The organism is Stutzerimonas zhaodongensis (assembly GCF_003696365.1).
Lineage (GTDB): Bacteria > Pseudomonadota > Gammaproteobacteria > Pseudomonadales > Pseudomonadaceae > Stutzerimonas > Stutzerimonas zhaodongensis.
This window is the reverse complement of sequence record NZ_RFFM01000002.1, coordinates 16,456-41,877: the sequence shown is the minus strand read 5'-3', so window position 1 is coordinate 41,877 and position 25,422 is coordinate 16,456. Positions and strand designations below refer to the sequence as shown.

27 protein-coding genes are annotated in these 25,422 nt (G+C 59.6%); 14 read left to right on the top strand and 13 right to left on the bottom strand.

The annotated features are described in order from the left end of the window. Window positions 1-58 precede the first annotated feature (58 nt). Complete coding sequence (locus EA797_RS08510; RefSeq protein ID WP_122164794.1) at window positions 59-1,795, top strand: IlvD/Edd family dehydratase; 1,737 nt, start codon at window positions 59-61, stop codon at window positions 1,793-1,795. A 38-nt stretch (window positions 1,796-1,833) separates the two neighbouring features. On the opposite strand, the gene EA797_RS08505 is transcribed toward EA797_RS08510, so the two are convergent. From EA797_RS08505 to EA797_RS08490, 4 genes are all read right to left on the bottom strand, one after another. Then, entirely contained in the window at window positions 1,834-2,742 is a 909-nt protein-coding gene (locus tag EA797_RS08505) for a DMT family transporter (RefSeq protein WP_122164793.1), read from the bottom strand. Window positions 2,743-2,873: 131 nt separating this feature from the next. Beyond that, complete coding sequence (locus EA797_RS08500; RefSeq protein ID WP_122166188.1) at window positions 2,874-3,641, bottom strand: helix-turn-helix transcriptional regulator; 768 nt, start codon at window positions 3,639-3,641, stop codon at window positions 2,874-2,876. Window positions 3,642-3,723: 82 nt separating this feature from the next. Then, window positions 3,724-5,112: an adenylate/guanylate cyclase domain-containing protein gene (locus EA797_RS08495; protein WP_122164792.1), complete on the bottom strand. Its 1,389-nt coding sequence runs from the start codon at window positions 5,110-5,112 to the stop codon at window positions 3,724-3,726. A gap of 174 nt (window positions 5,113-5,286) precedes the next feature. After that, the gene (locus EA797_RS08490; protein ID WP_122164791.1) at window positions 5,287-5,604 is read right to left on the bottom strand and encodes an Mpo1-like protein; all 318 of its coding nucleotides are present in this window, start codon (window positions 5,602-5,604) and stop codon (window positions 5,287-5,289) included. Window positions 5,605-5,853: 249 nt separating this feature from the next. Here EA797_RS08490 and EA797_RS08485 point away from each other — a divergent pair, with 249 nt between their 5' ends. After that, a complete protein-coding gene (locus EA797_RS08485) occupies window positions 5,854-6,789 on the top strand; it encodes a DUF808 domain-containing protein (RefSeq protein ID WP_122164790.1) in 936 nt (311 codons plus the stop codon). A 48-nt stretch (window positions 6,790-6,837) separates the two neighbouring features. After that, window positions 6,838-7,278, top strand: a complete 441-nt coding sequence (locus tag EA797_RS08480; RefSeq protein ID WP_122164789.1) for a nucleoside deaminase — start codon at window positions 6,838-6,840, stop codon at window positions 7,276-7,278. A gap of 5 nt (window positions 7,279-7,283) precedes the next feature. On the opposite strand, the gene EA797_RS08475 is transcribed toward EA797_RS08480, so the two are convergent. Continuing rightward, a complete protein-coding gene (locus EA797_RS08475) occupies window positions 7,284-8,735 on the bottom strand; it encodes a TrkH family potassium uptake protein (RefSeq protein WP_122164788.1) in 1,452 nt (483 codons plus the stop codon). A 189-nt stretch (window positions 8,736-8,924) separates the two neighbouring features. Here EA797_RS08475 and EA797_RS08470 point away from each other — a divergent pair, with 189 nt between their 5' ends. Both EA797_RS08470 and EA797_RS08465 read left to right on the top strand, forming a co-directional pair. After that, entirely contained in the window at window positions 8,925-9,296 is a 372-nt protein-coding gene (locus EA797_RS08470) for a YkgJ family cysteine cluster protein (protein WP_122164787.1), read from the top strand. Window positions 9,297-9,387: 91 nt separating this feature from the next. Then, window positions 9,388-9,954 (top strand): NAD(P)H nitroreductase, encoded by a 567-nt coding sequence (locus EA797_RS08465; protein WP_122164786.1) that lies wholly within the window; start codon window positions 9,388-9,390, stop codon window positions 9,952-9,954. A 1-nt stretch (window position 9,955) separates the two neighbouring features. Here the strand turns inward: EA797_RS08465 and EA797_RS08460 are convergent, their stop codons facing one another. The 6 genes from EA797_RS08460 to ispZ form a co-directional block, all read right to left on the bottom strand. Further along, window positions 9,956-11,305: a sensor histidine kinase gene (locus tag EA797_RS08460; protein ID WP_122164785.1), complete on the bottom strand. Its 1,350-nt coding sequence runs from the start codon at window positions 11,303-11,305 to the stop codon at window positions 9,956-9,958. Between the two features lie 85 nt (window positions 11,306-11,390). Beyond that, the gene (locus tag EA797_RS08455; RefSeq protein ID WP_122164784.1) at window positions 11,391-11,798 is read right to left on the bottom strand and encodes a Spy/CpxP family protein refolding chaperone; all 408 of its coding nucleotides are present in this window, start codon (window positions 11,796-11,798) and stop codon (window positions 11,391-11,393) included. 141 nt (window positions 11,799-11,939) lie between these two features. After that, complete coding sequence (locus tag EA797_RS08450) at window positions 11,940-12,617, bottom strand: response regulator transcription factor (protein ID WP_122164783.1); 678 nt, start codon at window positions 12,615-12,617, stop codon at window positions 11,940-11,942. Between the two features lie 17 nt (window positions 12,618-12,634). Continuing rightward, window positions 12,635-13,039 (bottom strand): hypothetical protein, encoded by a 405-nt coding sequence (locus EA797_RS08445; RefSeq protein WP_122164782.1) that lies wholly within the window; start codon window positions 13,037-13,039, stop codon window positions 12,635-12,637. Window positions 13,040-13,112: 73 nt separating this feature from the next. After that, window positions 13,113-13,412: a YciI family protein gene (locus EA797_RS08440; protein WP_122164781.1), complete on the bottom strand. Its 300-nt coding sequence runs from the start codon at window positions 13,410-13,412 to the stop codon at window positions 13,113-13,115. 8 nt (window positions 13,413-13,420) lie between these two features. Further along, window positions 13,421-14,002, bottom strand: a complete 582-nt coding sequence (gene ispZ / locus EA797_RS08435) for a septation protein IspZ (RefSeq protein ID WP_122164780.1) — start codon at window positions 14,000-14,002, stop codon at window positions 13,421-13,423. A 178-nt stretch (window positions 14,003-14,180) separates the two neighbouring features. On the opposite strand from ispZ, the gene EA797_RS08430 reads away from it, so the two are divergent. From EA797_RS08430 to scpB, 5 genes are all read left to right on the top strand, one after another. Beyond that, a complete protein-coding gene (locus EA797_RS08430) occupies window positions 14,181-15,047 on the top strand; it encodes a PHP domain-containing protein (protein WP_122164779.1) in 867 nt (288 codons plus the stop codon). A 13-nt stretch (window positions 15,048-15,060) separates the two neighbouring features. Further along, window positions 15,061-15,684 (top strand): L-threonylcarbamoyladenylate synthase, encoded by a 624-nt coding sequence (locus EA797_RS08425; protein WP_122166186.1) that lies wholly within the window; start codon window positions 15,061-15,063, stop codon window positions 15,682-15,684. Between the two features lie 78 nt (window positions 15,685-15,762). Further along, on the top strand, window positions 15,763-16,938 hold the full coding sequence (locus tag EA797_RS08420; protein WP_244214110.1) for a tryptophan--tRNA ligase: 1,176 nt from the start codon (window positions 15,763-15,765) through the stop codon (window positions 16,936-16,938). Window positions 16,939-17,002: 64 nt separating this feature from the next. Then, a complete protein-coding gene (locus tag EA797_RS08415; RefSeq protein ID WP_122164777.1) occupies window positions 17,003-17,863 on the top strand; it encodes a segregation and condensation protein A in 861 nt (286 codons plus the stop codon). After that, window positions 17,860-18,660, top strand: a complete 801-nt coding sequence (gene scpB, locus EA797_RS08410; protein WP_122164776.1) for an SMC-Scp complex subunit ScpB — start codon at window positions 17,860-17,862, stop codon at window positions 18,658-18,660. The genes EA797_RS08415 and scpB overlap by 4 nt, the downstream gene beginning before the upstream one ends. On the opposite strand, the gene EA797_RS08405 is transcribed toward scpB, so the two are convergent. Then, window positions 18,654-19,130, bottom strand: coding sequence for a methylglyoxal synthase (locus tag EA797_RS08405; protein ID WP_122164775.1), 477 nt, complete (start codon window positions 19,128-19,130; stop codon window positions 18,654-18,656). The two genes, scpB and EA797_RS08405, sit on opposite strands and share 7 nt — an antisense overlap. 38 nt (window positions 19,131-19,168) lie before the next feature. After that, window positions 19,169-20,170 (bottom strand): type I glyceraldehyde-3-phosphate dehydrogenase, encoded by a 1,002-nt coding sequence (gene gap, locus EA797_RS08400; RefSeq protein WP_122164774.1) that lies wholly within the window; start codon window positions 20,168-20,170, stop codon window positions 19,169-19,171. A gap of 121 nt (window positions 20,171-20,291) precedes the next feature. Here gap and edd point away from each other — a divergent pair, with 121 nt between their 5' ends. Genes edd through EA797_RS08380 form a run of 4 tightly spaced genes read left to right on the top strand, consistent with a single transcriptional unit; the run spans window position 20,292 to window position 25,307 of the window. Further along, entirely contained in the window at window positions 20,292-22,121 is a 1,830-nt protein-coding gene (edd, locus tag EA797_RS08395; protein WP_122164773.1) for a phosphogluconate dehydratase, read from the top strand. Next, window positions 22,118-23,089, top strand: a complete 972-nt coding sequence (locus EA797_RS08390) for a glucokinase (RefSeq protein WP_122164772.1) — start codon at window positions 22,118-22,120, stop codon at window positions 23,087-23,089. The genes edd and EA797_RS08390 overlap by 4 nt, the downstream gene beginning before the upstream one ends. A 39-nt stretch (window positions 23,090-23,128) precedes the next feature. Beyond that, complete coding sequence (locus EA797_RS08385) at window positions 23,129-23,863, top strand: response regulator (protein ID WP_122164771.1); 735 nt, start codon at window positions 23,129-23,131, stop codon at window positions 23,861-23,863. Beyond that, window positions 23,847-25,307: an ATP-binding protein gene (locus EA797_RS08380; protein ID WP_122164770.1), complete on the top strand. Its 1,461-nt coding sequence runs from the start codon at window positions 23,847-23,849 to the stop codon at window positions 25,305-25,307. The genes EA797_RS08385 and EA797_RS08380 overlap by 17 nt, the downstream gene beginning before the upstream one ends. The last annotated feature ends 115 nt before the right edge of the window (window positions 25,308-25,422 follow it).

Sequence of the window (25,422 nt, the reverse complement as noted above, 5' to 3'; positions counted from 1 at the left end):
ACCCGAACGTTCAATCTGGCGGGCCCTGTGGCCCATCGACGAAAACAGGTGCATTGCAATGACTGAAAAACGCCCCCTGCGGTCCGCTCAATGGTTCGGTACCACCGACAAGAATGGTTTCATGTACCGCAGCTGGATGAAGAATCAGGGCATCCCCGACCATGAGTTTCAGGGCAAGCCGATCATCGGCATTTGCAACACCTGGTCAGAGCTGACGCCCTGCAATGCGCACTTTCGCAAAATCGCCGAGCACGTGAAGAAAGGCGTGCTGGAAGCAGGTGGTTTCCCCGTCGAATTCCCGGTGTTCTCCAACGGTGAGTCGAATCTCAGGCCCACCGCCATGCTCACGCGTAATCTCGCCAGCATGGATGTGGAGGAGTCGATCCGCGGCAACCCCATCGATGCCGTGGTACTGCTCACCGGCTGCGACAAGACCACGCCGGCGCTGCTCATGGGTGCGGCTAGTTGCGACGTTCCCGCGATAGTCGTCACCGGCGGTCCGATGCTTAATGGCAAGCACAACGGCCGCGACATCGGCGCCGGTACCATCGTCTGGCAGATGCACGAAGCTTATAAGGGGGGCCTGATCAGCCTTGATGAGTTCCTGTCTGCCGAGGCCGGCATGTCGCGGTCAGCCGGAACCTGCAACACCATGGGCACGGCGTCAACCATGGCCTGCATGGCCGAAGCGCTGGGAACTTCACTGCCGCACAACGCGGCGATACCAGCGGTGGATTCCCGCCGCTACGTGCTCGCGCATCTGTCGGGCATGCGCATCGTCGATATGGTGCAAGAGGACTTGAGGTTGTCGAAGGTGCTGACCAAGCAGGCGTTCGAGAATGCAATTCGGGTCAATGCCGCTATCGGCGGATCGACCAATGCAGTGATCCACCTCAAAGCTATCGCCGGGCGGATGGGTGTCGAACTCGATCTGGATGACTGGACGCGCATCGGGCGGGGCATGCCGACCATAGTCGATCTGCAACCTTCCGGACGCTTCCTGATGGAGGAGTTCTACTACGCCGGTGGATTACCCGCAGTCATCCGGCGTCTGGGTGAAAATCAGCTGTTGCCCAATCCCGATGCGCTCACCGTCAACGGTAAGTCGCTGTGGGACAACTGCGCACAGGCCCCCATTTACGGAGAGGACGAAGTGATTCGTGCGCTCGACAATCCACTGCGCGAGGACGGCGGCATCTGTGTGCTGCGGGGTAATCTTGCGCCGAGCGGTGCGGTGCTGAAGCCGTCGGCGGCGACCCCTGAACTGATGAAGCACCGCGGGCGCGCGGTGGTCTTCGAAGATTTCGATGACTACAAGGCGCGCATCGCCGATCCGGAGCTGGATGTCGACGAAACCTGCGTGTTGGTCATGAAGAACTGCGGGCCAAAGGGTTATCCGGGCATGGCCGAAGTCGGCAATATGGGGCTACCGCCGAAGGTGCTGGCCAAAGGGATTACCGACATGGTGCGGATCTCCGATGCGCGCATGAGTGGCACGGCTTACGGCACCGTGGTGCTGCACGTCGCTCCCGAAGCCGCTGCTGGCGGCCCGCTGGCGGTGGTGCGCAACGGCGACTTCATCGAGCTGGATTGTTTTGCTGGTCGCCTGCACCTGGATATCTCTGATGCTGAACTGCAAGAACGACTGGCTTCCTGGCAGGCTCCGCAGGGTTTGCTGTGGGACGGTGGCTACCGGCGCCTGTTCGTCGATCACGTGCTGCAGGCCGATGAGGGGTGCGACTTCGACTTCCTGGTCGGTTGCCGCGGCGCCGAGGTGCCGCGCCATTCGCATTGATCGCCATAGCGCGGCCGTATTTTGTGCGGCTGCCGCTGTCACTGTCGTTCTGAGGCAGGCTGAGGACTTGCGAGCGGAGTTGCCTCATTTTTCGCGGCTGGCGCCTTCAATCGACTGGTGATGACCGAGGCGAGGATGATCAAGGCGCCGCCGATCAGCATTCGTAGTGTGGGCTGTTCATTGAACAGCCACCATGCGAACGCGATTCCATAAACCGGCTCCAGCGCGAAGATAACCGAGGCCGTACGTGCGTTCAGGACTTTCAGACTGGCCACGAACAGGCTGTGCGCCAGGCCGGTACAGAGCACCCCCAGTAACCCGAGCCATACCCAGTCCATGGCCGGAACAGCCGGTAGCGAGGCCCAAGTGAAGGGCAGCAGACACACCAGAATGATGCCGTTCTGCCAGAGGGCGGCCTGAACTGGATCGACGCCGCGCGTCACCGCCCGGTTGAGCAGCGACAGCAGGGCGAACATCAGTCCCGAAAGAATCCCGTAAAGCAGGCCCAGGGTGCTTTCGTTGGCTAGATCGAAGTGAGGTGTGACCAGCAGCAAACCCGCACAGACGAGCGCCACCATGCCGAATTCCACCGGCCGGGTGCGCTCTCGGAACAGTAGCCCTTCAAGCAACAGAGTAAAGGCTGGAAAGCTGGCAAAACCCAGCGTGGCGATGCCCACTCCGGCGATCTTCACGGCCATGAAGAAGGTCAGCCAGTGGCCACCCAATAATAATCCACCAAGCAGTAGGCCTGCTCGTTGTCGGCCGTTAGGTAACGCTCCGTTGCTCTGAAGAAATTTCGCGGCCAGCAGCAATGCGATCACGGCAAAACCGGCTCGGACAAGGGTGATGATGAGCGGCGAACTCTCGGCGAGCTTACCGAAGATGCCGGCCAGCCCGAACATCAGCGCGCCGAAGTGAATGGCGAGCAGCGCGTTGCGATGGGTCATGGTCACCGGACCAAACCCGGTATGGGATGGCGGAACGAAGCAGAGCAAATAACGGACATGGAGCCTCGGTGTAAGGAGCGTGCAGACTTGGGCATCCATGATAAGGACCGCGCGGCGGGCAGTCTGTCGCGCTACCCCCGCGTTTTGTCGCGTGGCTCGCGTCTGAGCACCCGTGGCGTCGAACCGTATTCACGGCTCAGGGCCGCGGTGAAGGCACTCTGCGATGAGTATCCGACCCGTGTAGCTATCTCGCCGATCGGCAGCTGGGTGCTTACTATCAACTCTCGTCCTTCATGAAGGCGCCGTAATCGAATGAACTCCTGAGGCGTCTTACCCGTTTCGTTGACGAAACGATGATGAAAGCGTTGCACGGAAAGGCCCGTCAGCCGTGCCAGATCTCGAACTTCTAATGGGTGTGCCAAATGGCGGTCGATGTGAGCATGTATCGCGTCCAGAGGCAGCGGGGACCTACGACCAATCGGTTCGCAACCTGAGGCCAAGCTTGCCAGCAATAAAACAGCGCCTTGCTCGGCGATGATGGGGTCATTGATCGGGCTTGCTGAAAGCCAGGTCACCAACTGGTTTTGCGTTGCACTCAGGCGCAGCGCTGCAGCTTGATCAAGCATGCGCCGTGCGGAGTCGGCGTGATGCCCGAGGCGAGTGCGCATCCAATCGAGATCAGGCAAATCCACCACAAGACAAAGGCTGCCGTTCACACTGTCGCAAGCGTGTTGAGCAGCGCTTGGCACCACTGCGAGCAGCTGTTGATGGATGCGACTGCCGCGGCCATCGATTTCGAAGTCCAGTTGTCCTTGAAGCCCGAATACCAGCTGAGTGTGCTGATGGCTGTGGATAATCTGGTCTTGGTTGTAATGCCGCAGCGACAGGATCGGTGGCATGGTGTCCTCGGCTGCTTGTGATGGAGTGGCCATCAGGGCTGGCCGAATATGCAGTCGCATCTCATCCAGCCAATGTCGGTTACTACATGATCACCTTGTCACGCAGTTTGTCGGCCGCCTGATTGAGCGCCTGGATGACCCGCTCCTTGTCGAAGTTCTGCACGCCGTTGGTATCCAGGTACATCGAAAAGCCAGGCAGCTCGTGCTCAACGAAGCTATTGGTCGCACCCAGATCGCGCCGGAAATCCACGACCTGGTAGATCTGAACTGGACGTGTAAAACCTTTGACGGTGATCTGCCCCTTGTCGCGGCACATGATGACGTCTTTGACCAGCGAATAGGTTTCGTGGGAGATCAGGATTTCGCCTGCCTCGGCTGAGCTCTCCAGCCGGCTGGCCAGATTCACCTCCCGACCGATGATGGTGTAGTCCATGCGCGTGTCAGCACCGAAGTTACCGACAGTGCAGTAACCAGTGTTGATGCCCATGCGAATTTCCATCGGTTTGGTGATGCCCTGGGCACGCCATTGCTGCCGGAGCACCTTCATGTGCTTGCGCATGGCGATTGCCATCGAGACGGCCGCTACGGCGTCCTTTTTCGCTCCCTGGCTGGCCGGGTCGCCAAAGAACACCATCACGCAGTCGCCAACGAACTTGTCGATGGTCCCGCCGTATTTGAGCGTGATCTTCGACATTTCATTGAGATAGGTGTTGAGCAGATCGGTGAGAGCTTCCGCTTCCAACTCTTCAGATAACTCGGTAAACCCCTTGATGTCGGAGAAGAACACCGTGAGTTTCTTGCGCTGGGTTTCCAGGCGGACGGTGCGCTTGCCGGAAAAAATCGACTCCCAAACCTGGGGTGAAAGGTACTTGGCCAGGTTGCGAGCCAGCTTTGCGGCTTTCGCCTGCTGCGCTTCCACTTCACTGCGCGCCTGGGCCAGCCGTACACCCTGTTGATGCACGTAGTAAGCCGTGACGCAGACATAGAGCGAAGTGAGCAGAATGCTGACGGCCGACACCAGAAACGATGCGTCGTTGTCGAAGCGCAAAGGCACCAGCAGGCTAGTCAGGCCAACGCCGATAGCGACCATCAGCATCGTCATCAACAGGTTTCGCAGACTGCCGATGACCAGCGCGCTGAAGGTCAGCGTCAGCACAAACATCATGCTCGGCACGAGGGTGCACCCGAGTAGCACGATGCCGGCGCCAGCGTTCAGCGCGTCAAGACACAAGAGCGTCTGCGATGTTCGCTCTGGGTGTTCGCGCTTGAATCGGTAGCTCAGGTGATAAGCGAAATGGGGGTAGAGGAGGGCGTACGGAACCATCCACAGCAGGTTGAGGGCAAATTGCTGGGTGTAGACTCCGGCGGCAAGCGTTGCGGCGCATATCAGATAGGCAAAAACGCGAGCGTAATACTCACGCAGCGGGCGAGTTGCAAGGCCGTTACGCCGTTCACCGGTCACGGTTGACATCGTGGTTGCTATCCCTGAGAAATTCCGGCGCGCTGACATGCACCGTTGAAGGCGACAGCGCGTGAGCCGGCGCTGGCTCGCGGATGATAACCAAGTCGCCACCATTGCGCCAAACCACCCGTCCAATCCGTGACGGCCCGCGGATCGGCCACAGCACCGTAGCGCTTGAATTCGTCAGAATCGTATCTTTCCGGTGAGCATGTCCTTGAGCATCACCCAATCGCCGAGAAAGCTGTAAAGCGGGTACTGGAAGGTCGCAGGGCGATTCTTTTCGAAGATGAAGTGCCCGACCCATGCGAAACCGTAACCGGCCAGTGGAATTGCCAGTAGCCATAGCCACTGCTGAGTGATCAACGCGTAGGCGAGGATCGAAAGCACCAGCAGACTGCCGATGAAGTGCAGCCGGCGGCATGTCGGATTGCTGTGTTCGGCCAGATAGAAGGGGTAGAAATCTGCAAACCGGGTAAAGCGTTCAGCGGTTCGAGTGCTCATGCTGCACCTCCTCTTATTTTGAAACCACAGTCTAGTTTCGCTCGCCACTTCCTGGCTATGGCTCCGCGGGTGTCCACTGAACACCGCGGACAGGTGGTTACGCGCTGCCGGGGTCAAGCCGGCCTATTGAGGGTTGATTCACGCTATCGCTGGAGCGCCGGAACTTGTGACCGGTGAGAATAGCCTTATTACCAATTGTTGCGGCGCTCGCGCCACGCTCATTAGCTTCTACGACGAAGGACGCCCGACTTGGCCAGTAGCCTGCTTGCTCTGATTGATGACATTGCGACAGTTCTTGATGACGTCTCGGTGATGACGAAAATCGCCGCAAAGAAAACAGCCGGGGTACTCGGCGACGATCTTGCGCTCAACGCCCAGCAGGTCACTGGCGTCAAGGCCGACCGGGAGCTGCCAGTGGTGTGGGCAGTGGCGAAAGGGTCGATGCGCAACAAACTGATCCTGGTGCCAGCGGCTTTGTTGATCAGCGCATTCATTCCCTGGGCGATCACGCCGCTGTTGATGCTCGGTGGTGCTTTTCTCTGTTTCGAAGGTTTCGAAAAGCTTGCTCATCGCTTCCTGCATAAGGACGACGATCACCATGCCCAGCAGCTTGATGCCCTGGCTGATCCCACTGTGGATATGGTGGCCTTCGAGCGGAACAAGATCAGCGGTGCGGTGCGCACCGACTTCATTCTGTCTGCCGAAATAATCGCGATAACGCTGGGCACAGTAGCGGCGGCGCCTTTCACGCAACAGATCGCTGTGCTTGCTGGCATTGCGATCATCATGACGGTTGGCGTCTATGGCCTGGTGGCAGGCATCGTCAAACTCGACGATGCCGGGCTGGCGCTAAGCAAGCGTGCCAGCGGGGCGGCGCAGGCAATCGGGCGAGGGATTCTTACCGTAGCGCCCTGGCTGATGAAAACCTTGTCGGTCGTCGGCACCGCGGCGATGTTCATGGTAGGCGGCGGCATCCTCACTCATGGCATAAAGGCGATCCACCACTTCATCGAAGACAGCGCGCAGAACACCGTAGCGCTGCCCTACATAGGCTCGGTGCTGGCAGGGTTGCTGCCGACACTATTAGATGCCGCCTTCGGCATACTCGTCGGAGGCCTGGTTCTAGCGGTTGTAACCCTGGGCGGCCGATTGTTCAAAGGTGGCGACAAGACCAGCGCAGCCTGACCATACTCAGGCTTACTTTAACGAAGGCTTGAACACGGGGGCGAAACGATGGACCCATTCATGCAGGCGGCAATCGATGAAGCTAAGCAGGGGCTCGCTGAAGGCGGCATACCTATTGGTTCGGTGATCGTCCATCGGGGCCAGATCATCGGGCGCGGGCATAACCGGCGTGTCCAGCAGGGCAGTGCCGTGCTGCACGGCGAGATGGATGCGTTAGAGAATGCGGGTCGCCAGCCAGCCAGCGTCTATGCCGAATCGGTGCTCTATACCACGCTCTCGCCGTGCGCCATGTGCAGTGGAGCGATCCTGCTCTATGGCATTCCGAAGGTGATCATCGGCGAGAATCAGACTTTCCTGGGCGAGGAACTGCTGCTGCGTGGCCGGGGCGTCGACGTGCAGGTTGTGCAGGATGCGAGCTGCGTCGAAATGATGCGCAGCTTCATCGCCAACAGCCCCGAGCTGTGGAACGAGGACATTGGCGAGACCTGAAGCTGTCAGTGACGCCAGAACGAGGGCGTCAGCATCACGAGTACGGTGATGATCTCAAGACGCCCTAGCAACATGCCGAACGACAGCAGCCACTTGGCCGCGTCCGGCAGCGTGGAGAAGTTGCCGGCGGGCCCGATGATAGGCCCAAGTCCTGGGCCCACGTTACAGACTGCCGTTGCCGCCGCCGTGAGAGCGGTGAGCATGTCTAGTCCCAGCAGTGCCAGCGCTAACGCTAGCGCACCGATAGTTATTGTGAAAAAGAAAGAGAACGTGAGGATGGATCGTACGATCTCCTCATCGAGCGTGTGCTTGTTATAACGCTGCTTGATGACGGCTCGCGGATGTACGAGCTGCCCCAGGTTGGCTCGTAACAAGGCATAAGCCACCTGGAAACGGAAAACCTTCAAGCCCCCGGAAGTTGAGCCTGAGCATCCGCCTATAAATGTCAGGTAGAAGAAGGCAAGAACTGCAAACTCACCCCACTGTGTGTAGTCGCCCAATGCATAACCCGTTGTCGTTACAACTGACACGACGTTTAGCGACACAATCCGTAATGCGTCCAGAAAGGCATAGTCGGAATGCATCGTCAGCCAGATTGCGAACGCAAAGCAAATGATCAGCAACATGCCCACGAAGCCTTGAACCTGCTGATCATGAACCAATGCGTAGCGATTTCCGCGCACGGTCGAAACCATCAAAATGAAGGGCAACCCTCCTAGTAGCATGAAGCAGATCGCGACCCAGTGAGCGGCAGGTGAAAACTTTGCCATCGAGCTATCAGAGGTTGAGTAGCCGCCGGTGGCGATCGTCGTCATGGCGTGGTTGATAGCCTCGAATGGCGTCATTCCACTGAGCCAATAAGCCACTCCACAGATCAGCGTCAGTGCCAGATAGACGAACAGGATCGACTTCGCCATCACGTGCGAGCGCGGCATCGCTTTTTGCGACCAGTCAGACGACTCAGTCTGGAACAGACGCATACCACCGATGCGCAGCAGCGGCAAAATGGCTACCGCCATGCCGATGAAGCCGATGCCGCCGAGCCACTGCAGCATTGATCGCCACATCAGCAGGCCTGGCGATGCCGAGTCGAGGCCGGACAAGACCGTCGAGCCCGTGGTTGTGATTCCCGACATCGTTTCGAAGAATGCATTGGTGTAGCTGATGTGATGAATCAGCATCATGGGCAGGGCAGCAAAGCAGCACACGATCAGCCAACTGACCGTGGTGAGGAAGTACATATCCCGAGGCCGCAACTGAGTTAGCTCTGGGCGTCCGGGTGCTACCAAGGCTATGCCGCTACTGAAAGTGATCAGGCTCGCCCAGATGAACGCCTGCAGGTCATCAGTGCGATCGAACGTCAGCAACGTGATCATCGGAATGATCATGCTGACAGCGAGTGTGATCAGGAAGATGCCGAGAATGAAACCGATGATGCGCAGGGTCGGCAAGGCCATGTGTTATTGCTGCTCGGCTTGAAAATGAAGGGCGCCATTCTACCCCTGTGGGAGCGGCAGTAAACCGGCGATCGGCTTGTTGGAAAATCTTTCGCAAAGCCCCCGTCGGCCCTCTTCCCAAGTTCTTGGCGATGACTAGAATAGCCGCTCGGTGCCGGCCCTTTGCCGGTTTCTGGGTGTCCGCCTACCATGTCCATCGAAAATCCTTGCCTCACGTGCGGCGCCTGCTGCGCGTACTTTCGTGTGTCCTTCTTCTGGGGCGAATGCGCCTCGTCCGGCGGTGTGGTGCCTGACAACGTGACGGTGCAGGTGAGCCCGTTCCACGTCGCGATGCTCGGCACTGAATCAAAGCCCGCGCGTTGCGTCGGTTTGATGGGTGATGTCGGGTGTGGCGTGCGCTGTACCATGTATGAGCAGCGCTCGAGCACATGCCGTGAATTCGAAGCGTCATGGGTCGACGGTCAGCACAATGCCCATTGCGACACGGCTCGGGCAGCGCATGGCCTGCCTCCTCTGACACCGCCACTGGAGCCGCAGCTTTCCCCTGATCGGGTGGCTTGAGAAAGAGGCGCCACCGAAGCCAGCGAAACTGCACTGCCAACGAACGGGTTGCGGCTCTAGAATGTCCGATTCGTTTTTTGGAGGTGGCTGGATGGAAGCTCTCGATCTGTTGCTCAACCGTGTATCCGTTACGCGACTTTCGGACCCGGCGCCAACGACCGCCCAGTTGGACATCATGTTTCGCGCAGCGCTGCGAGCACCCGACCACGGCCAGCTTCGGCCATGGCGGTTCCTGACAATTCAGGGTGAAGCCCGCGAACGGATGGGCGATGTCATGGCTGAGTCGCTGTTGGTTCGTCAGCCGGAAGCAACACCGGAGGCGGTGCAGAAAGCGCGCAAGATGCCGTTGCGTGCTCCGTTGCTGGTGGTTGTTATCGCGCGAGTCGTACCGCATCCGAAAGTGCCAGACAACGAGCAAGTTCTGGCTGCCGGGTGCGCGGCGCACGGTCTTCTGCTGGCTGCCCACGCACAGGGGCTCGGAGCCGTGTGGCGAACGGGTGAGTTTTCGTACGACCGATATCTGGCGAAAGCGCTGGGCCTGGAGGAAAACGAGCTAATGTTGGGCTTCATCTACCTCGGCACGCCAGACGGGAAGCTGAGGACACCGCCAGAACTTGATCCCGCCGAATTCGTAGGCTCATGGGACGGCCTGCAGTGATTCATTCTGGCAGCCGTGCTGGCTGAGGCGGAGTTTTCAAGGGCAGCCTTAAACTGGCAACGAAACCGCCGTCGGGATGATTTCCCAGCAATAATTCTCCGCCGTGTCGCTCGGCAGCCCGACGCGCGATAGCCAGGCCCAGTCCGTGTCCAGCTGTGGTCTGGCCGGGAGCACGGAAGAATGGCTCACTCAATTGCGCAAGGTGCGCTTCGTCCACCCCGGGGCCATGGTCGCGAATGCTAAGCAGCAGATGTTGCTCATCGCTGCTGGCGCGCAATTCTATCGGAGGCCCTTCCGGGTTGAAGCGCAGCGCGTTACGTAAAAGGTTGTCCAAGGCGCGTTCCAGCATGTCCGTCCAGCCTTGGAGCTGGGTTTCGGTCTCGATTTGAATTTCGATACGCTGGTTCGGCGAAACGATGCGTGCGTTGTCTTCAAGTTGCATGAACATCGAACGCAGGTCGACAGGGCTGGGCGGCCCTGGTTCGGCGTCAAGCCTCGCTAACTCCAGAATCTCACTGATCAGCGCTTCCAGCCGATCACACTCTTTCGCCAGGCGTGGCCAGATGACTTCGCGTTCAGCGGGGGTCGCCCGTTCGGCGAGCGCCAGCGCGATGCGCAGGCGTGCCAATGGTGAGCGCAGCTCGTGAGAGACGTCGCGTAGTAATTGCCGCTGACTGCCGATCAGGCTTTGCAGCCGCGCGCCCATGCGGTTGAAGTCGTTGGCCAGCACGCCCAGTTCATCGCGTCGCTTGGCCAGCCGCGCCAGTGAATTCTGCTGATAAGTGGTCTGCCCGAGATCATGTACAGCGCCGCGCAGGCGATCGAGCGGGCGAGTGATGGAAAGGGTGAGGAGGAGGCTGAACCCTGTCAGCACGACCAGGGCGATGGCGATGGCGCTGAGCGGCCAGAACAGGCTGCCGCGGTGCCACGCCTGCAACTCCTGATTGGGGATCCGATAGATGAACAGGTAGGTATTGCCACTATCAGGACTTGTGTAATCGCTGGTCAGGCGGCGCCAGGGCAGGCGTCCGTCGCGGTGTGCCTGACGCGCTTCGAAGGCTGCGGCGCGAGGGGGGAAGGTGCCACGAATGATGGGTTGTCCATTTTCCGCGAGCACTTGCACATCGACGCCAAATCGGTTGCGGTGCCGTTCGAGCAGGAACTGCGCTGTGATCGGCCCCTGGCGCTCGTAGACCCTAGTCCACATCTCTGCCAGACCGCTGACACCCGGGTGGCGGTTGAGAATCCAGCTGTCCTGATTGAGCGCATGGCCGAGCAGCATCGCCAGGCCTGCCACCAGTGCGATTGCTGACCAGAATGTCGCAAGAATTCGCCAGAACAGTGATCGCACCTGTCAGCTACTCCAAAGCAGAGCCCGGCACCTGCGCGCCTGTTGCTGGCGCCGTGGGCCGGGTGGGTTGTCGTTCAGTCGTCGATCAGCTCTTCTGATCGCGTTCGGCTTTCCACTGTTCGAACTCGGCACGATCGGCCCGTTTGGCTTCCATCTTCTCGTGCATTTCGTCGAACTTCTTCTGCTGCTCAGGCTTGAGAAGGTCGCGCATCTGCTTGTGAGTCTTTTCCTTGCTGCTCTTGAGCTCATCCTGCATGGCCTTACGTTCGGCTTCGGGCAGCTTGTCGAGGTAGCGCTGGGTGATGTCGCGATGATTTTTCATCTGCTCGCCCATCAGTTTGCGCATTTCGGCACGCTGCTCTTTGGTCAGGTCCAGTTGCTCGAAGGGCGCGTGCTTGCCGCCATGATGGCGGTAGCCGCTGCCGTCTGGCATTGCCATGGCGAAAGCTGGAAGAGCGGAAGCGAACAGTACGGCGATGAGTGTCTTGCGCATCGTGGGTATCTCCTGAGTATGAAAACCGATCTCTGGCCATCGCTGTGGATCAGGCTTCAGCTGGCTTCGATCGGATGAGCTCAGTCTAGGGCGCGCAAGGTCAGCGGCCGTCAGGGCAGGGTAAAGGCAGGGTAAAGGCCGTCAGGATGCGTAAAGGTAGCCGCGGCTGCGTAGCGCGACGATGCGCTGGCGGCCATCCGGATGGGGGCCGAGTTTGCGCCGTAGATTACTGACATGCATGTCCAGGCTGCGGTCATACAGCGTTAGCTTACGGCCCAGCGACAGTTGAGCGAGCGCCTGTTTCTCAAGTGGCTCCCCAGGCTGGCTGAGCAATGCTTCGAGAATTCGCCCTTCGGAGAGAGTCAGCGTAACTTCATGCCCACCTATGCTCGCGACGCCGCGTGCGGGGCTGTAACAGAGGTCGCCCAGTTCCAGCTGGGTCGGCGCGCTGGCCGGTTGGCTACGGCGTAACACGGCCTTGAGGCGGGCAGTCAACTCGCGAGGATCGCAAGGTTTGGCCAGATAGTCGTCGGCGCCAAGCTCCAGACCGAGAATACGATCGAGCGGTTCGCCGCGTCCGGATAGCATCAGCACCGGAAGGTCCGGGTGTTCGCTGCGCAGTTGCTTCAGTAGGTCGAGGCCACTGCCATCTGGAAGCATCACGTCTAGCACGACGGCTGATGGCTGATGTTCTGCCAGGGCGGCACGTGCGCTTCGTCCGTCATGACATGCATGGGCGACGAATCCCTCCTGGGCCAGCCAGCTCACCAGCAGTTCGCAGAGTTCCTGATCGTCGTCTATCAGCAGCAATTCGCTCATGGGTCACTCTTGTCGGTTCAGTTCAGCCATTGCCGGCGACGTCGGCCGCGGGTCGTCAGTACGCCCAGCAAAAAACCCAGTACGCCAACGCCGCCACCGACCGCAAACCATTGTTGCTGATCGTTCAACAGTTGTGGCTCCGCCTGCGGACGGGCTTGCAATTCCTCGAGCTGCAAACGAAGCCGATGGTTTTCCTGCCGAAGTCTGGCTAGTTGCGCTTGGCCTGCGGCGCTGGCTGTCACATCCGGGCTCTCTTTCAGAGTCTGGCGCTGTTGCAGATTTTCGCTCAGGCGATCTTCCAACTCTGCCTGTCGATCAGTTGTATCCACAATCGGGCCCTGAGCGGCCGGGGCTTGCTCGGCTTGAAGCAGTGGGCTGGCCAGCATAAGGACCAGCGGTAGGGACAGCAGACCTTGGCGCATCGGAACTCCTTTTTCCTCAACGGGCCGGGGAAACCCTACGGCCAGACTGACCTGAGCGTGTAAGTCGCTCGACTCAGGGGTAAACCTGTTTGAAGGGTTTGACTATTACGTTGCCGTATACGCCGGCAGCCTTGTACGGATCGGCAGCGGCCCATTCTTCGGCCGCTTGCAGGGAGTCGAACTCGGCGACTACCAGGCTGCCGGTAAAGCCCGCGGTGCCGGGGTCGTTACTGTCGACTGCCGGATGCGGGCCGGCCAGAACCATGCGGCCCTGATTCTTCAGGTCATCCAGGCGGGCCAGATGAGCAGGGCGCGCCGCAAGGCGGTTTTCCAGCGAATCGGGGACATCGGTGGCAATGATGGCGTAAAGCATGGTCACTCCTATGATTGTTCAGGTTCGGGTTGCATGTGACGCACGAGATACACGGCTTGGCCTGCCATGAACAGCAAGGTCAGCCCAAGACTGCCGAATACCTTGAAGTCTACCCAGATAGCCGGATAGACGAACGCGACAAACAGGTTGGCGAAGCCGCAGACGAGAAAGAACAGTATCCAGGCGATGCTCAACTGCGCCCACTGCGCCGGAGTCAGCTGGATCGCATGACCCATCATGCGCTGGATAAGTGGCCTGTCACCGACGAAGTGGCTGCCGGCGAAGGCCAAGGCGAATAACCAGTTGAGTACCGGCGCCTTCCATTTCAGTATCGTTTCGCTGTGGAGCGCGAGCGTCAAACCGCCAAACAGCACGCACGCGGCCAAGGTAAGCCACTGGCTCTTTTCGAGGCGGCGCTGACGAATGAAGAATGCCGTATAGACGATCACCGAGCTGGCGATGAGTACGGCCGTCGCGCTGAAGATCCCGCCAATGCTGAAACTCATATCCCAGATCTCGAACGTCTGCGGCTCGAGTTTGTAGACGATGAAGAACAGCAGCAGCGGAACGAAGTCGATGATTTGTTTCACAAGGCAAGCCAGAGGCGGGAGTGGCCGGCATAATAACAAACCGCGCTTTTGGCGAAACGCTGTCCGCCAGCCATTTCCACGACATCGCGCAAGCTTTGCCAAGTTGGACGATTGCACGAGCGTCGGCACTGACGGTCACAAGATGTGTGCCGTCAAGCCCCTGGAGAACCTGTTCTGAATGATTGTTGATCTGCATTGCCATAGCACCGCCTCTGACGGCGCGCTGGCCCCAGCGATGCTCGTGGAGCGCGCTCATGCGCGAGGCATCGAGTTGCTCGCTCTTACCGATCACGACACGGTGGAAGGCCTGGATGACGCCCGCGCCGCAGCGGATTCGCTAGGCATCCGCCTCGTCAATGGGATTGAACTGTCCTGCGTCTGGAGTGGCGCCACCATTCATGTGCTCGGTTATGCCTTCCGCCCTGATGCCGAGGCGTTGCAGCGGGCCATTGGCGAGCTCCACCATGGTCGTTGGCGACGGGCCGAGATGATCGCTCAGCGGTTGGAAACCAAAGGCATGCCTGGCGCGTTGGAAGGTGCCCGGGCGATTCAACAGGAGCTGGGAGACAGCGGCAACGCGCCGGCGCGCCCGCATTTCGCTGATTATCTGGTGCGCGCCGGCCACGTACGTGATCGCGCCGAGGCGTTTCGAAAATGGCTGGGGTCGGGCAAGCTCGGGGACGTCAAGCAGCATTGGCCAACGCTGGAGCAGACAGTAACCACATTGCGCGATGCTGGCGCCTGGATCAGTCTTGCGCACCCCTGGCAGTACGACTTCACTCGCAGCAAACGGCGCCGGCTGGTGAACGAGTTTGCTCAGGCCGGCGGGCATGCGCTGGAAGTGGTCAATGGCATGCAGCCGCTGGAGCAGGTCGGTGGTCTGTCGATCCTGGCGCGCGAGTTCGGTTTGATGGCGAGCATTGGCAGTGATTTTCACGCGCCGGGCGATTGGTCGGAGCTGGGAATGTACCGGACCTTGCCCGAAGATCTGCAACCACTGTGGAGACATTTCGATCATGAACCAGGCGCGGCTGTTGCCGGCTGAGCAGGGAGTTCCAATGAGTCAGTTCTTTCAGATACATCCCGACAATCCTCAGGCGCGGCTGATCAAGCAAGCGGTCGAGATCATTCGCAACGGGGGCGTGGTCGTTTACCCCACCGATTCGTCATATGCCGTTGGTTGTTCGATGGGAAACAAGACAGGCATCGAGCGGATCCGTCGGTTGCGACAGCTGGATGACAAGCACAACTTCACACTGGTCTGCCGCGACCTGTCCCAGCTCGGCCTGTTTGCCAAGGTGGATACTGCGGCTTTCCGGTTGCTCAAGACTCATCTGCCCGGTCCCTACACCATCATTCTCAGCGCTACTCGGGAAGTCCCAAGGATGCTGTTGCATCCCAAGCGACGTACCATCGGCCTGCGGGTGCCCGCGCAACCCATCGCCCAAGCGCTGCTTGCCGAACTCGGTGAGCCATTGATGAGCGTCAGCCTGATTCTGCCCGGCCAAGCCGAGCCGATGAGCGATCCATATGAAATGCGTGACGCGCTGGAACATCAGGTGGACCTGATCATCGACGGCGGTTACGGTGGCGTAGAAGCCTCTACGGTAATCAGCCTGGTGGATGGCGATCCTGAGGTGGTTCGTGTCGGTTGCGGCGACCCCGCACCTTTTGGCGGCTGATCCTTGTTCGCCTTTTTATAACCTACGAAGGAAACCCTTTTGAGCTCCATGGATTCTCAGCGACGTGTAGTTTCCGGAATGCGGCCGAACGGCCGTCTTCACCTTGGTCACTACCACGGCGTATTGAAGAGCTGGGTAAAGATGCAGCACGAGTACCAGTGCTTTTTCTGCATCGTCGATTGGCACGCATTGACGACCGATTATGCTTCGGGCGCCGAGATTGCCCGCAATGCGCAGGACATGGCAGTTGACTGGCTGGCAGCAGGCATCAGCCCCAGCTCTGCAAATCTGTTCATTCAATCCCAGGTGCCAGAGCACGCCGAACTGCATTTGCTGCTTTCAATGATCTGCCCTTTGTCGTGGCTCGAGCGCGTACCGTCCTACAAGGAGCTGCAGCTCGACGCGCAGCACAAGGACCTGGGCACCTACGGATTTCTTGGCTATCCGCTGTTGCAGGCAGCCGACATCCTGGCTTACCGCGCCGGCGTAGTGCCGGTGGGGGCGGACCAGCTACCGCATATCGAATTTGCGCGTGACGTGGCCCGGCGTTTCAATCACCTTTATGGCAGCGAAGAAGATTTCGAGCTGAAAGCCGAAGCGGCTATTCGCAAGCTTGGAAAGAAAAGTTCGAAACTCTATTCAAGTCTGCGCAAGAGTTACCAGGAACAAGGCGATCTCGACGCTTTGAATACAGCCCGCGCACTGCTCAAGGATCAGCAGACCATTACCATTGGCGACCAGGAACGGTTGTTCGGCTATCTGGAAGGGGGAGGTCGGCTGCTGTTGCCTGAGCCGCAGGCATTACTCAGCGATACGCCCAAGGTCTCCGGCCTGGACGGTGGGAAGATGGCAAAATCTGCCAGCAACTCGATCTTTCTGCGTGATACCCCTGCGGAAATCGAGGAAAAGATCAAACGCATGCCGACCGATCCAGCGCGGGTGCATCGTCACGACCCGGGTGAGCCGACGCGCTGCCCGGTCTGGCAAATGCATCAGGCGCATTCGGCCGAGGATGTCTGTCAATGGGCCGAGCAAGGCTGTCGTAGCGCAGGAATCGGTTGCCTGGAGTGCAAGGCGCCGCTGATCGAAGCGATAAAGACGGAGCTTGCGCCGCTGCAGGAAAGGGCTCAGGACTACGAGCAGAATCCGGACTTGGTGCGAAGCATTCTGGCTGAAGGCGCTGAGCATGCCCGCGACGAAGCGCGTGAAACCCTGGTAGTCGTGCGGCAGGCGATGGGCCTGAACCACCGCTAGGGTGCTATGGATCGCCGATGTTGGCTGCCGCCCCTTACAGCACAGTCCCTTTCATGGAGAGATCATGCAGCAACCCCCAGTCGTACCCATGGTCGAGCAGCCCGGCGAACAGCTGCGGCTGGCGCTCGTCTATGGGGAGGCCTTCAATACACTGCCGCAGGATCTCTACATCCCGCCGGATGCGCTCGAAGTATTCCTCGAAGCCTTCGAGGGTCCGCTGGACCTTTTGCTGTACCTGATCCGTAAGCAGAACATCGATATTCTCGATATTCCCGTTGCGGAAATCACCCGCCAGTACATGGGCTATGTCGAGCTGATGAAAGCCGTACGCCTGGAATTGGCGGCCGAGTATCTGGTGATGGCGGCAATGCTGGCCGAAATCAAATCGCGCATGCTGCTGCCGCGCTCGGCAGAGGTCGAGGAAGATGAGCTCGATCCCCGTGCCGAGCTGATCCGTCGACTACAGGAGTACGAGCGTTACAAGGCCGCCTCGGAAGACCTCGACCAGCTACCACGGGTCGGACGTGATCTGCATGTGCCGCGCCTGGATGCACCTGAGGCGCGGGCTCGAAAGCTGCTTCCCGAGGTCAGCCTCGAGGAATTGCTCATTTCCATGGCTGAGGTGCTGCGTCGCGCTGACATGTTCGAGAGTCATCAGGTCACCCGCGAAACCCTGTCGACCCGCGAGCGCATGAGCGATGTGCTCGAGCGCTTGAAGGGCGGAGCTTTCGTGCCGTTTGCGGCGTTATTCACGCTCGAAGAAGGCCGGTTGGGCGTCGTGGTGACATTCATGGCGGTGCTCGAATTGATCAAGGAGTCGTTGGTTGAGCTGGTACAGAACGAGCCCTTTGCGCCAATTCATGTCCGGACGCGAACCGAGGAGTCGTCGCTGTCGGCGGACGTGCTGATGGAGCCAAGCCTGTGAACCTGTCTGAGCCAAAAGATCTCGCGTCTCTGCTGGAGGCTTTCATGCTGGCCTCTGGTAAACCGATGTCGATCGAGCGAATGGCCGAGCTGTTTGAGGAGTCCGAGCGCCCATCACCGACATTGCTGCGCAAAGCGCTTGAGATACTCGAGAAGTCGTGCAAGGGGCGGGCTTTCGAGCTGAAACAGGTTGCCAGTGGCTATCGTCTGCAGGTTCGCGAGCGTTTCTCGCCCTGGGTCGGCCGGCTGTGGGAAGAGCGTCCGCAGCGTTACTCGCGTGCATTGCTGGAGACGTTGGTGCTGATCGCCTACCGGCAGCCCATCACCCGGGGGGAGATAGAGGATATACGCGGCGTGGCGGTCAACAGTCAGATCGTCAAGACGTTACTAGAGCGCGAATGGGTGCGGGTGGTCGGTCACCGCGACGTTCCGGGGCGGCCGGCCATGTTCGCGACTACCAAGCAGTTTCTCGATCACTTCAACCTGAAGAACCTCGACGAGCTACCGCCCTTGGCGGTACTGCGCGAGATGGAGCCCGAACCGCTGCCAGTCGATGTCGAGGACCCTCCTGTTCCAGCAGCGCTGCAAGCCCGCGCCGATCTCCAGCAGGATCCGGAATCGCCGCGCGAGCAGACCAGTTTCCGCAGTCTGCTGGCAGAGTTGGACAGCATGGAAACCGGGCTGAAGACCGACTTCGACGATCTGCGCAGCGAAGCTGAGAACGATGAAGCGGAGACCGAAGAAGCCAAGAGCGAAGAAGAGAGCGGCTTCCCCAGCGAACGCAGCCGAGACTACTGATCAGCTGGTCGGCGAGCTGCCAGGTAATTACCGTAGTCCGGAATGCTCAGCGAATGCGCCTGATCCAGCATAGGGCTGGACAGCAGATAATCTGCGCTGCTTTCGTTGGCGGCCAGGGGGATATTCCACACTGCGGCGACACGGAGCAGTGCCTTTACATCAGGATCATGTGGCTGGGGTTCGAAGGGATCCCAGAAGAACACCAGCATGTCGATCCGGCGCTCGGCGATGCGTGCCCCTATCTGCTGGTCCCCACCTAAAGGACCACTGATCATGCACTCCACCGGCAGTCCCAGGCGCTGCCCCAGCAGCAATCCGGTAGTGCCGGTGGCGAGCAATTCATGTCGCTCCAGTCGAGTTTTCTGTCGCTCGGCCCATTCCAGTAACCGTCCTTTGCAGTGATCGTGAGCAACCAGGGCGATGCGCTTGCGTGCTGGCAGTGTCGCGCTGATGAAATCAATGCGGTTCATGTTCTTCCTTGTAGTGACTGAAATGGGCCGCAGGCCGCTTACGCAGCCTCGTGCAGGGCGCGGCAAGTGTCGAGCATGCGGTTGGAGAACCCCCACTCGTTGTCGTACCAGGCCATCACCTTCAGCAGTCTTCCGCTAACCTTGGTGTGGTTGGTGTCGAAAATCGAGGACATCGGATTGTGGTTGAAGTCGCATGACACCAGTGGTAACGAGTTACAGGCCATTATTGGCGAGCGCTCACTGGCGTTCTGCATGAGTGCATTCACTTCCTCTGCGGTCGTCTCGCGGCTGAGTTCCAGGGTCAGATCGACAAGTGACACGTTGATCACGGGTACCCGAACCGCCATTCCGGTCAATTTTCCGGCCAGCTCAGGAAGGACCAATCCAACGGCTTCTGCCGCTCCGGTCTTGGTTGGGATCATCGATTGGGTCGCCGAGCGCGCACGATAAGGATCACTGTGGTAGACGTCCGACAGATTCTGATCGTTGGTGTAGGCATGGATGGTGGTCATCAAGCCATGTTCGATGCCGAATTCGCGCGACAGCACCTGGGCTACAGGCGCAAGGCAGTTCGTCGTACAGGAAGCGTTAGAAATGATCTGATGCGACTGCCGAAGAATATCGTGGTTGACGCCGTAGACGATGGTGGCATCGGCGCCCGAAGCCGGTGCGGAAATGATTACCTTGCCGGCGCCAGCATCCAGATGTGCGCTGGCTTTTTCGCGGGAGGTGAAGAGGCCGGTACACTCGAATACAACGTCGACCTTGTGCTGGCGCCAGGGTAGCTCGGCTGGATTGCGGATTGCGGTGACGGCAATGGTGTCGCCATTAACGCGCATTTCCGACTCGCTGACCTCGACCTTTGCGTCGAAATGGCCATGCACGCTGTCGAACTGCAGGAGATGAGCGTTCATCGCCGGGCTGCCAAGATCGTTGATCGCCACGACTTGAAGGTGCTCGCGGTAATCCTGGCTGTACAGGGCGCGGAGGACATTGCGTCCGATACGGCCGAAGCCGTTGATGGCGATGCGAATAGTCATAAGAAGGTCCTGGGCGGAATTTGTTGTGGGAATTACAAGATTATTCCTGTCAAAATAGAAATCAAGCCCGAATGTAAGTTGTTTTGTTGATAAAACTACAGATTAAAGCAGGAGTGACGGCATGCACCCGCGGATTCAAGAAGTTACCGAACGTTTGATCGAACGCAGCCGCCCGACGCGCGAACGCTATTTGGCGCAGATGGCCGGTGCGGCGAGCGACGGGCCGCAACGCGGCAAGCTGCAGTGCGCGAACTTCGCACATGGCGTTGCCGGTTGCGCTTCGACCAGCGACAAACAGCAGCTTCGCCTGATGAACGAGGCCAACGTGGCAATCGTTTCGGCTTACAACGACATGTTGTCCGCGCATCAGCCCTATGAGCATTTCCCGGAAATCATCAAGCAGGCCTTGCGTGAGGTTGGTTCGGTGGGGCAGTTCGCCGGTGGCGTGCCGGCAATGTGCGACGGCGTGACCCAGGGTGACCCGGGGATGGAAATGAGCCTCGCCAGCCGCGAAGTGATCGCCATGGCCACCGCTATTGCGCTGTCGCACAACATGTTCGATGCGGCGCTGTACTTGGGCATCTGCGACAAGATCATCCCTGGGTTGATGATCGGCGCCTTGCGTTTCGGCCATCTGCCTGCGGTATTCGTACCCGGTGGGCCGATGCCTTCTGGCATTCCGAACAAGCAGAAAGCCGAGGTTCGGCAGCGCTACGCTGAAGGCAAGGCCAGCCGCGAGGAGCTGCTGGAGTCGGAGATGCTTTCTTATCATAGCCCCGGCACCTGCACCTTTTACGGCACGGCCAACACCAACCAGGTAGTGATGGAAATCATGGGTCTGCATTTGCCGGGCTCGTCGTTCGTAAACCCATACACGCCACTACGTGACGAATTGACCCGCGAAGCCGCACGGCAGGTGACGCGCCTGACGCCGCAATCTGGTAACTACCTGCCGCTGTGCAAGATCGTTGACGAGAAATCGATCATCAACTCGGTGGTGGCCCTGAACGCTACGGGTGGCTCAACGAACCACACCTTGCACATTCCGGCATTCGCACAGGCGGCTGGTATCCAGCTGACATGGCAGGACATGGCTGACGTCTCGGCCGTCACGCCTACCTTGGCCAAGGTCTATCCCAACGGCCAGGCCGATGTGAATCACTTCCACGCATGCGGCGGTGTGCCGTTCATGGTCCGGACGTTGCTAGATGCCGGGTTGCTACATGAAGACGTGTTCACCGTAATGGGCAAGGGGCTCAAGCAGTACACGCAGGAGCCATTTCTGGAGGAGGGCAAGCTGGTCTGGAGAGAAGGACCACAAGGCAGTTTGGACGAGACAATCCTGCGCCCGGTCGAGCGCGCTTTCTCGCCAGAGGGAGGGTTGCGTGTGCTGGAGGGCAATCTCGGTCGCGGCGTGACGAAAATTTCCGCTGTGGCTCCAGAGCACCGCGTGGTCGAAGCGCCAGCGCGTGTATTCAGTGATCAGGCTGAACTGGCCCAGGCGTTCAAAAACGCCGAACTGGAGCGGGACTTTGTTGCAGTGGTGCGTTTCCAGGGACCGAAGGCCAATGGCATGCCGGAGCTGCACAAGCTGACGCCGTTCCTTGGCGTACTTCAGGATCGTGGCCACAAGGTCGCGTTAGTGACTGATGGCCGCATGTCAGGGGCCTCGGGCAAAGTGCCGGCGGCGATTCACGTCAGCCCGGAAGCGCTGGACGGCGGCCCGCTGTGCCGCGTGCGCGACGGCGACATCATCCGTGTTGATGGTGAAACAGGTGAGTTACGGGTTCTGGTTGACCAGGCTGAGTTTGACAGTCGCGAGCGAGTCATGGCGCCAAGTGATCTGGGGATCGGTTGCGGCCGCGAACTGTTCGGCTTTCTACGTTCGGCCTTCAGTCCGGCAGAGAAAGGCGCGAGTGTGTTCACCGAGGAGCTGGAGGCGCTCAAGTGACGGCATTGGTAGGAGACATCGGCGGTACGAATGCACGTTTCGCACTCTGGCGCGATGGTCAGCTCGAGTCGGTGAGGGTCTTGCCGACAGTTGAGTATCCGCGCCCCGAAGACGCCATTCGCGCGTATCTGCAAGGCGTCGGGCAGAGCGTTGAGGCACTTCAGGCAGTCTGTCTGGCATGCGCAGGCCCGGTATCGGGCGATGATTTTGCTTTTACCAACAACCACTGGCGCCTGAGTCGAACCTCGTTTTGCCAGGACCTGGGGCTCAGCGATCTGTTGCTGATCAATGACTTCAGTGCGATGGCGCTGGGTATGACGCGCCTGCGTGAAGGCGAGCTGATCGAGGTCTGCCCAGGCCAATCGGCAGCCGGGCGTGCGCGCCTCGTGATTGGCCCAGGCACCGGGCTCGGTGTTGCGACACTGCTGCCGGTGGGTGACGGGATGTGGCAGGCGATGCCGGGCGAGGGCGGGCATGTCTGTCTGCCAATCGGCACCACCCGGGAAGCAGCGCTGTGGGCACGTCTGCATGAGAAACTCGGGCATGTTAATGCTGAGGCGATCCTGAGCGGTGGTGGTCTGCTTGAGCTTTATCGGACCAGTTGCGCACTGGATGGCGAAGCGCCTCGATTCACCTCTCCTGCCGAAGTAACCGCTGCGGCATTGACTGGCGATGCATACGCCGAGGCTGTGCTGGAACAATTCTGTGTCTGGCTGGGTCGTATCGCCGGCGATAACGTACTGACTACCGGTGCACAGGGTGGCGTATACATCGCTGGTGGGATCGTGCCGCGCTTCGTTGAGTTCTTCGCGCGCAGTGGCTTCAGTAAAAGCTTCCGCGACAAAGGCAACATGAGCCGGTACTTTGACAGGGTCCCCGTGTGGGTGGTGACAGCCGAGTACCCGGGGCTGGAAGGCGCTGGGGTTGCTTTGCAGCAGTTGCTGGAGGGCTCACTCGGCGGCCGCTGACGGCCAGACGCACATACATAACAAGAGAAGGGATGCCAGGTGAACCAGGCTGGACGATCGATTTTGCTGGTCGACGATGACCAGGACATTCGCGAACTGTTGGATGCCTACCTCAGCCGCTCCGGCTTCCAGGTCCGCACGGTGGCGGACGGCGCCCAGTTTCGGGAGGCCATGGCCCGCGATCCGGCTGACCTGGTCATCCTCGATGTGATGTTGCCCGACGAAGATGGATTCAGCCTTTGCCGGTGGGTGCGCGGTCATCAACGTCTGGCCCAGATGCCTATCATCATGCTCACCGCAAGTTCAGATGAGACCGACCGTGTCATCGGTCTCGAGCTTGGTGCCGACGACTACCTCGGCAAGCCCTTCAGCCCTCGAGAATTGCTTGCCCGGATCAAAGCACTGCTTCGACGTGTCAACTTTGGCCAGGAGCGCGCAAGCGACGTGCTGGCGTTCGATGAGTGGCGGCTGGATATGATCAGCCATCGACTGTTTCATCAGGACGGCGAGGAAGTTCTGTTATCAGGTGCCGATTTCGCGCTGCTGAAGCTGTTTCTCGATCATCCACAACAGATCCTAGACCGCGACACCATTGCCAACGCAACGCGGGGTCGGGAAGTGATGCCGCTCGAACGAATCGTCGACATGGCCGTAAGCCGACTTCGCCAGCGGTTGCGGGATACCGGCAAGTGCCCTCGGTTGATCCGCACCGTACGAGGCAGCGGTTACCTGCTCGCAGCCCAGGTGGCCCCGCACCATGACGCGCTCGGCTAAGCGCCGATGGTTGCCGGTCCCGCGCTCTCTGCTCGGCCGGATGCTGCTGTTGACGCTCCTGGTGGTGTTGATGGCGCAGGCGCTGTCGAGCTTCATCTGGGTTTCCCAGTTGCGCGCGAGTCAGATGGAAGGATTGCTGACCAGCGCTCGCAGCGTCGCGCAGTCGATGTCGGCCAGCGTCAGCTACTTTCGCTCTCTGCCGCTCGGCTATCGGCCACTGGTGCTCGACCAGTTGCGCAGCATGGGCGGCACACGCTTTTTCGTCTCGTTAAATGACAAGCCGCTGGACATGCAGATTCTCCCGCCCACCGAGCGCAAGCAGGCTGTGCTTGCCGAAGTGGATGAAGTGCTGCGCGAGCGCCTTGGGAATGACGTGGATATGTCGGTTAACTTCGTAAGCCCGGATGATCTGCGTATTTTCAACGGCGGGGTGAAGCTTGATGAATTGCCACGGTCCTGGGCGCATTACGCGTTGAGTCTCGAGCCGCTGAATCCACCCGTGCTGGTCACTCAGATCCAGATTGCGCCCGGAGAGTGGCTCTATCTCGCATCCCTGATGCCTGCGCCGTACGTGAGCCTGGAAGATGACGGCATTCCGACTCAGCAGCTCTGGTTCGTCTTTCTCACTACCAGCTTTCTGCTGTTGTTCATTGGCATCCTCGTGCACTGGCAAAGCCGACCGCTCAAGAAGTTGGCTCAGGCCGCGCGAGAGATGTCTCTTGGCACCGAGGTAGAGTTATTGCCGGAGCGGGGCGGTAGCGAGGTAATTGAGGTCAGTCGAGCCTTCAACAGCATGCGTGAGCGCATCGGTCGTTACCTTACCGAACGTAGCCAACTGTTCAGCGCCATTTCCCATGACCTGCGCACACCGATCACACGGCTGCGGTTGCGAGTCGAGCTGCTGGATGATGAAGCCCTGCAGCGCAAGTTCAGCCGTGATCTCGACGAGCTCGAATTACTGGTCAAGGGCGCTCTGCAATGCGTCAAGGACACCGATATCCACGAGAACATCGAGCCGCTGGACCTCAATCTCCTGCTCGATTGCGTCACCGAGCCCTACCTGGCGCCGGGCGGCAATGGGCGAGTGACAGTGGAGGGCAGGGCGACAGCGCCCTACGCAGGCAAACCCTTGGCGCTCAAGCGCTGCATCGGCAATCTGCTCGACAATGCACTCAAATATGGCGAGCGCGCGCATCTGCTGATTGAGGACAACAAGAGCACCTTTGTTCTTCACGTCGACGATGAGGGCCCCGGGGTGCCGCAGGCGTGGCTGCAGCAGGTGTTTGAGCCGAACTTCAGGCTTGCGGCCAAGCAGCCTGGATACGGCCTTGGCTTGGGTATCGCGCGAAATATTGCCCATGCCCATGGCGGTGAAGTCAGCCTGCGGAATCTGGAACAGGGAGGTCTGCGCGTGACGCTCAGCCTTCCTCGTCACGATGATTGAAGTCGACCACCACGTGGTGCCGTCATAACGACCCCTCACTTTGTAACGGAGCGGTGACGATTCGATATCCCTTCGTTACCCGGCGCGATGTAACTCGCGCCTAGAATCGGTGCAG

Coding starts and splice junctions, on each gene's coding strand:
- EA797_RS08510 (WP_122164794.1), top strand. CDS start 59: ATGACTGAAAAACGCCCCCTGCGGTCCGCTCAATGGTTCGGTACCACC.
- EA797_RS08505 (WP_122164793.1), bottom strand. CDS start 2,742: ATGACCCATCGCAACGCGCTGCTCGCCATTCACTTCGGCGCGCTGATG.
- EA797_RS08500 (WP_122166188.1), bottom strand. CDS start 3,641: ATGCCACCGATCCTGTCGCTGCGGCATTACAACCAAGACCAGATTATC.
- EA797_RS08495 (WP_122164792.1), bottom strand. CDS start 5,112: ATGTCAACCGTGACCGGTGAACGGCGTAACGGCCTTGCAACTCGCCCG.
- EA797_RS08490 (WP_122164791.1), bottom strand. CDS start 5,604: ATGAGCACTCGAACCGCTGAACGCTTTACCCGGTTTGCAGATTTCTAC.
- EA797_RS08480 (WP_122164789.1), top strand. CDS start 6,838: ATGGACCCATTCATGCAGGCGGCAATCGATGAAGCTAAGCAGGGGCTC.
- EA797_RS08475 (WP_122164788.1), bottom strand. CDS start 8,735: ATGGCCTTGCCGACCCTGCGCATCATCGGTTTCATTCTCGGCATCTTC.
- EA797_RS08470 (WP_122164787.1), top strand. CDS start 8,925: ATGTCCATCGAAAATCCTTGCCTCACGTGCGGCGCCTGCTGCGCGTAC.
- EA797_RS08465 (WP_122164786.1), top strand. CDS start 9,388: ATGGAAGCTCTCGATCTGTTGCTCAACCGTGTATCCGTTACGCGACTT.
- EA797_RS08455 (WP_122164784.1), bottom strand. CDS start 11,798: ATGCGCAAGACACTCATCGCCGTACTGTTCGCTTCCGCTCTTCCAGCT.
- EA797_RS08450 (WP_122164783.1), bottom strand. CDS start 12,617: ATGAGCGAATTGCTGCTGATAGACGACGATCAGGAACTCTGCGAACTG.
- EA797_RS08445 (WP_122164782.1), bottom strand. CDS start 13,039: ATGCGCCAAGGTCTGCTGTCCCTACCGCTGGTCCTTATGCTGGCCAGC.
- EA797_RS08440 (WP_122164781.1), bottom strand. CDS start 13,412: ATGCTTTACGCCATCATTGCCACCGATGTCCCCGATTCGCTGGAAAAC.
- EA797_RS08430 (WP_122164779.1), top strand. CDS start 14,181: ATGATTGTTGATCTGCATTGCCATAGCACCGCCTCTGACGGCGCGCTG.
- EA797_RS08425 (WP_122166186.1), top strand. CDS start 15,061: ATGAGTCAGTTCTTTCAGATACATCCCGACAATCCTCAGGCGCGGCTG.
- EA797_RS08420 (WP_244214110.1), top strand. CDS start 15,763: ATGCGGCCGAACGGCCGTCTTCACCTTGGTCACTACCACGGCGTATTG.
- EA797_RS08415 (WP_122164777.1), top strand. CDS start 17,003: ATGCAGCAACCCCCAGTCGTACCCATGGTCGAGCAGCCCGGCGAACAG.
- EA797_RS08405 (WP_122164775.1), bottom strand. CDS start 19,130: ATGAACCGCATTGATTTCATCAGCGCGACACTGCCAGCACGCAAGCGC.
- gap (WP_122164774.1), bottom strand. CDS start 20,170: ATGACTATTCGCATCGCCATCAACGGCTTCGGCCGTATCGGACGCAAT.
- edd (WP_122164773.1), top strand. CDS start 20,292: ATGCACCCGCGGATTCAAGAAGTTACCGAACGTTTGATCGAACGCAGC.
- EA797_RS08380 (WP_122164770.1), top strand. CDS start 23,847: ATGACGCGCTCGGCTAAGCGCCGATGGTTGCCGGTCCCGCGCTCTCTG.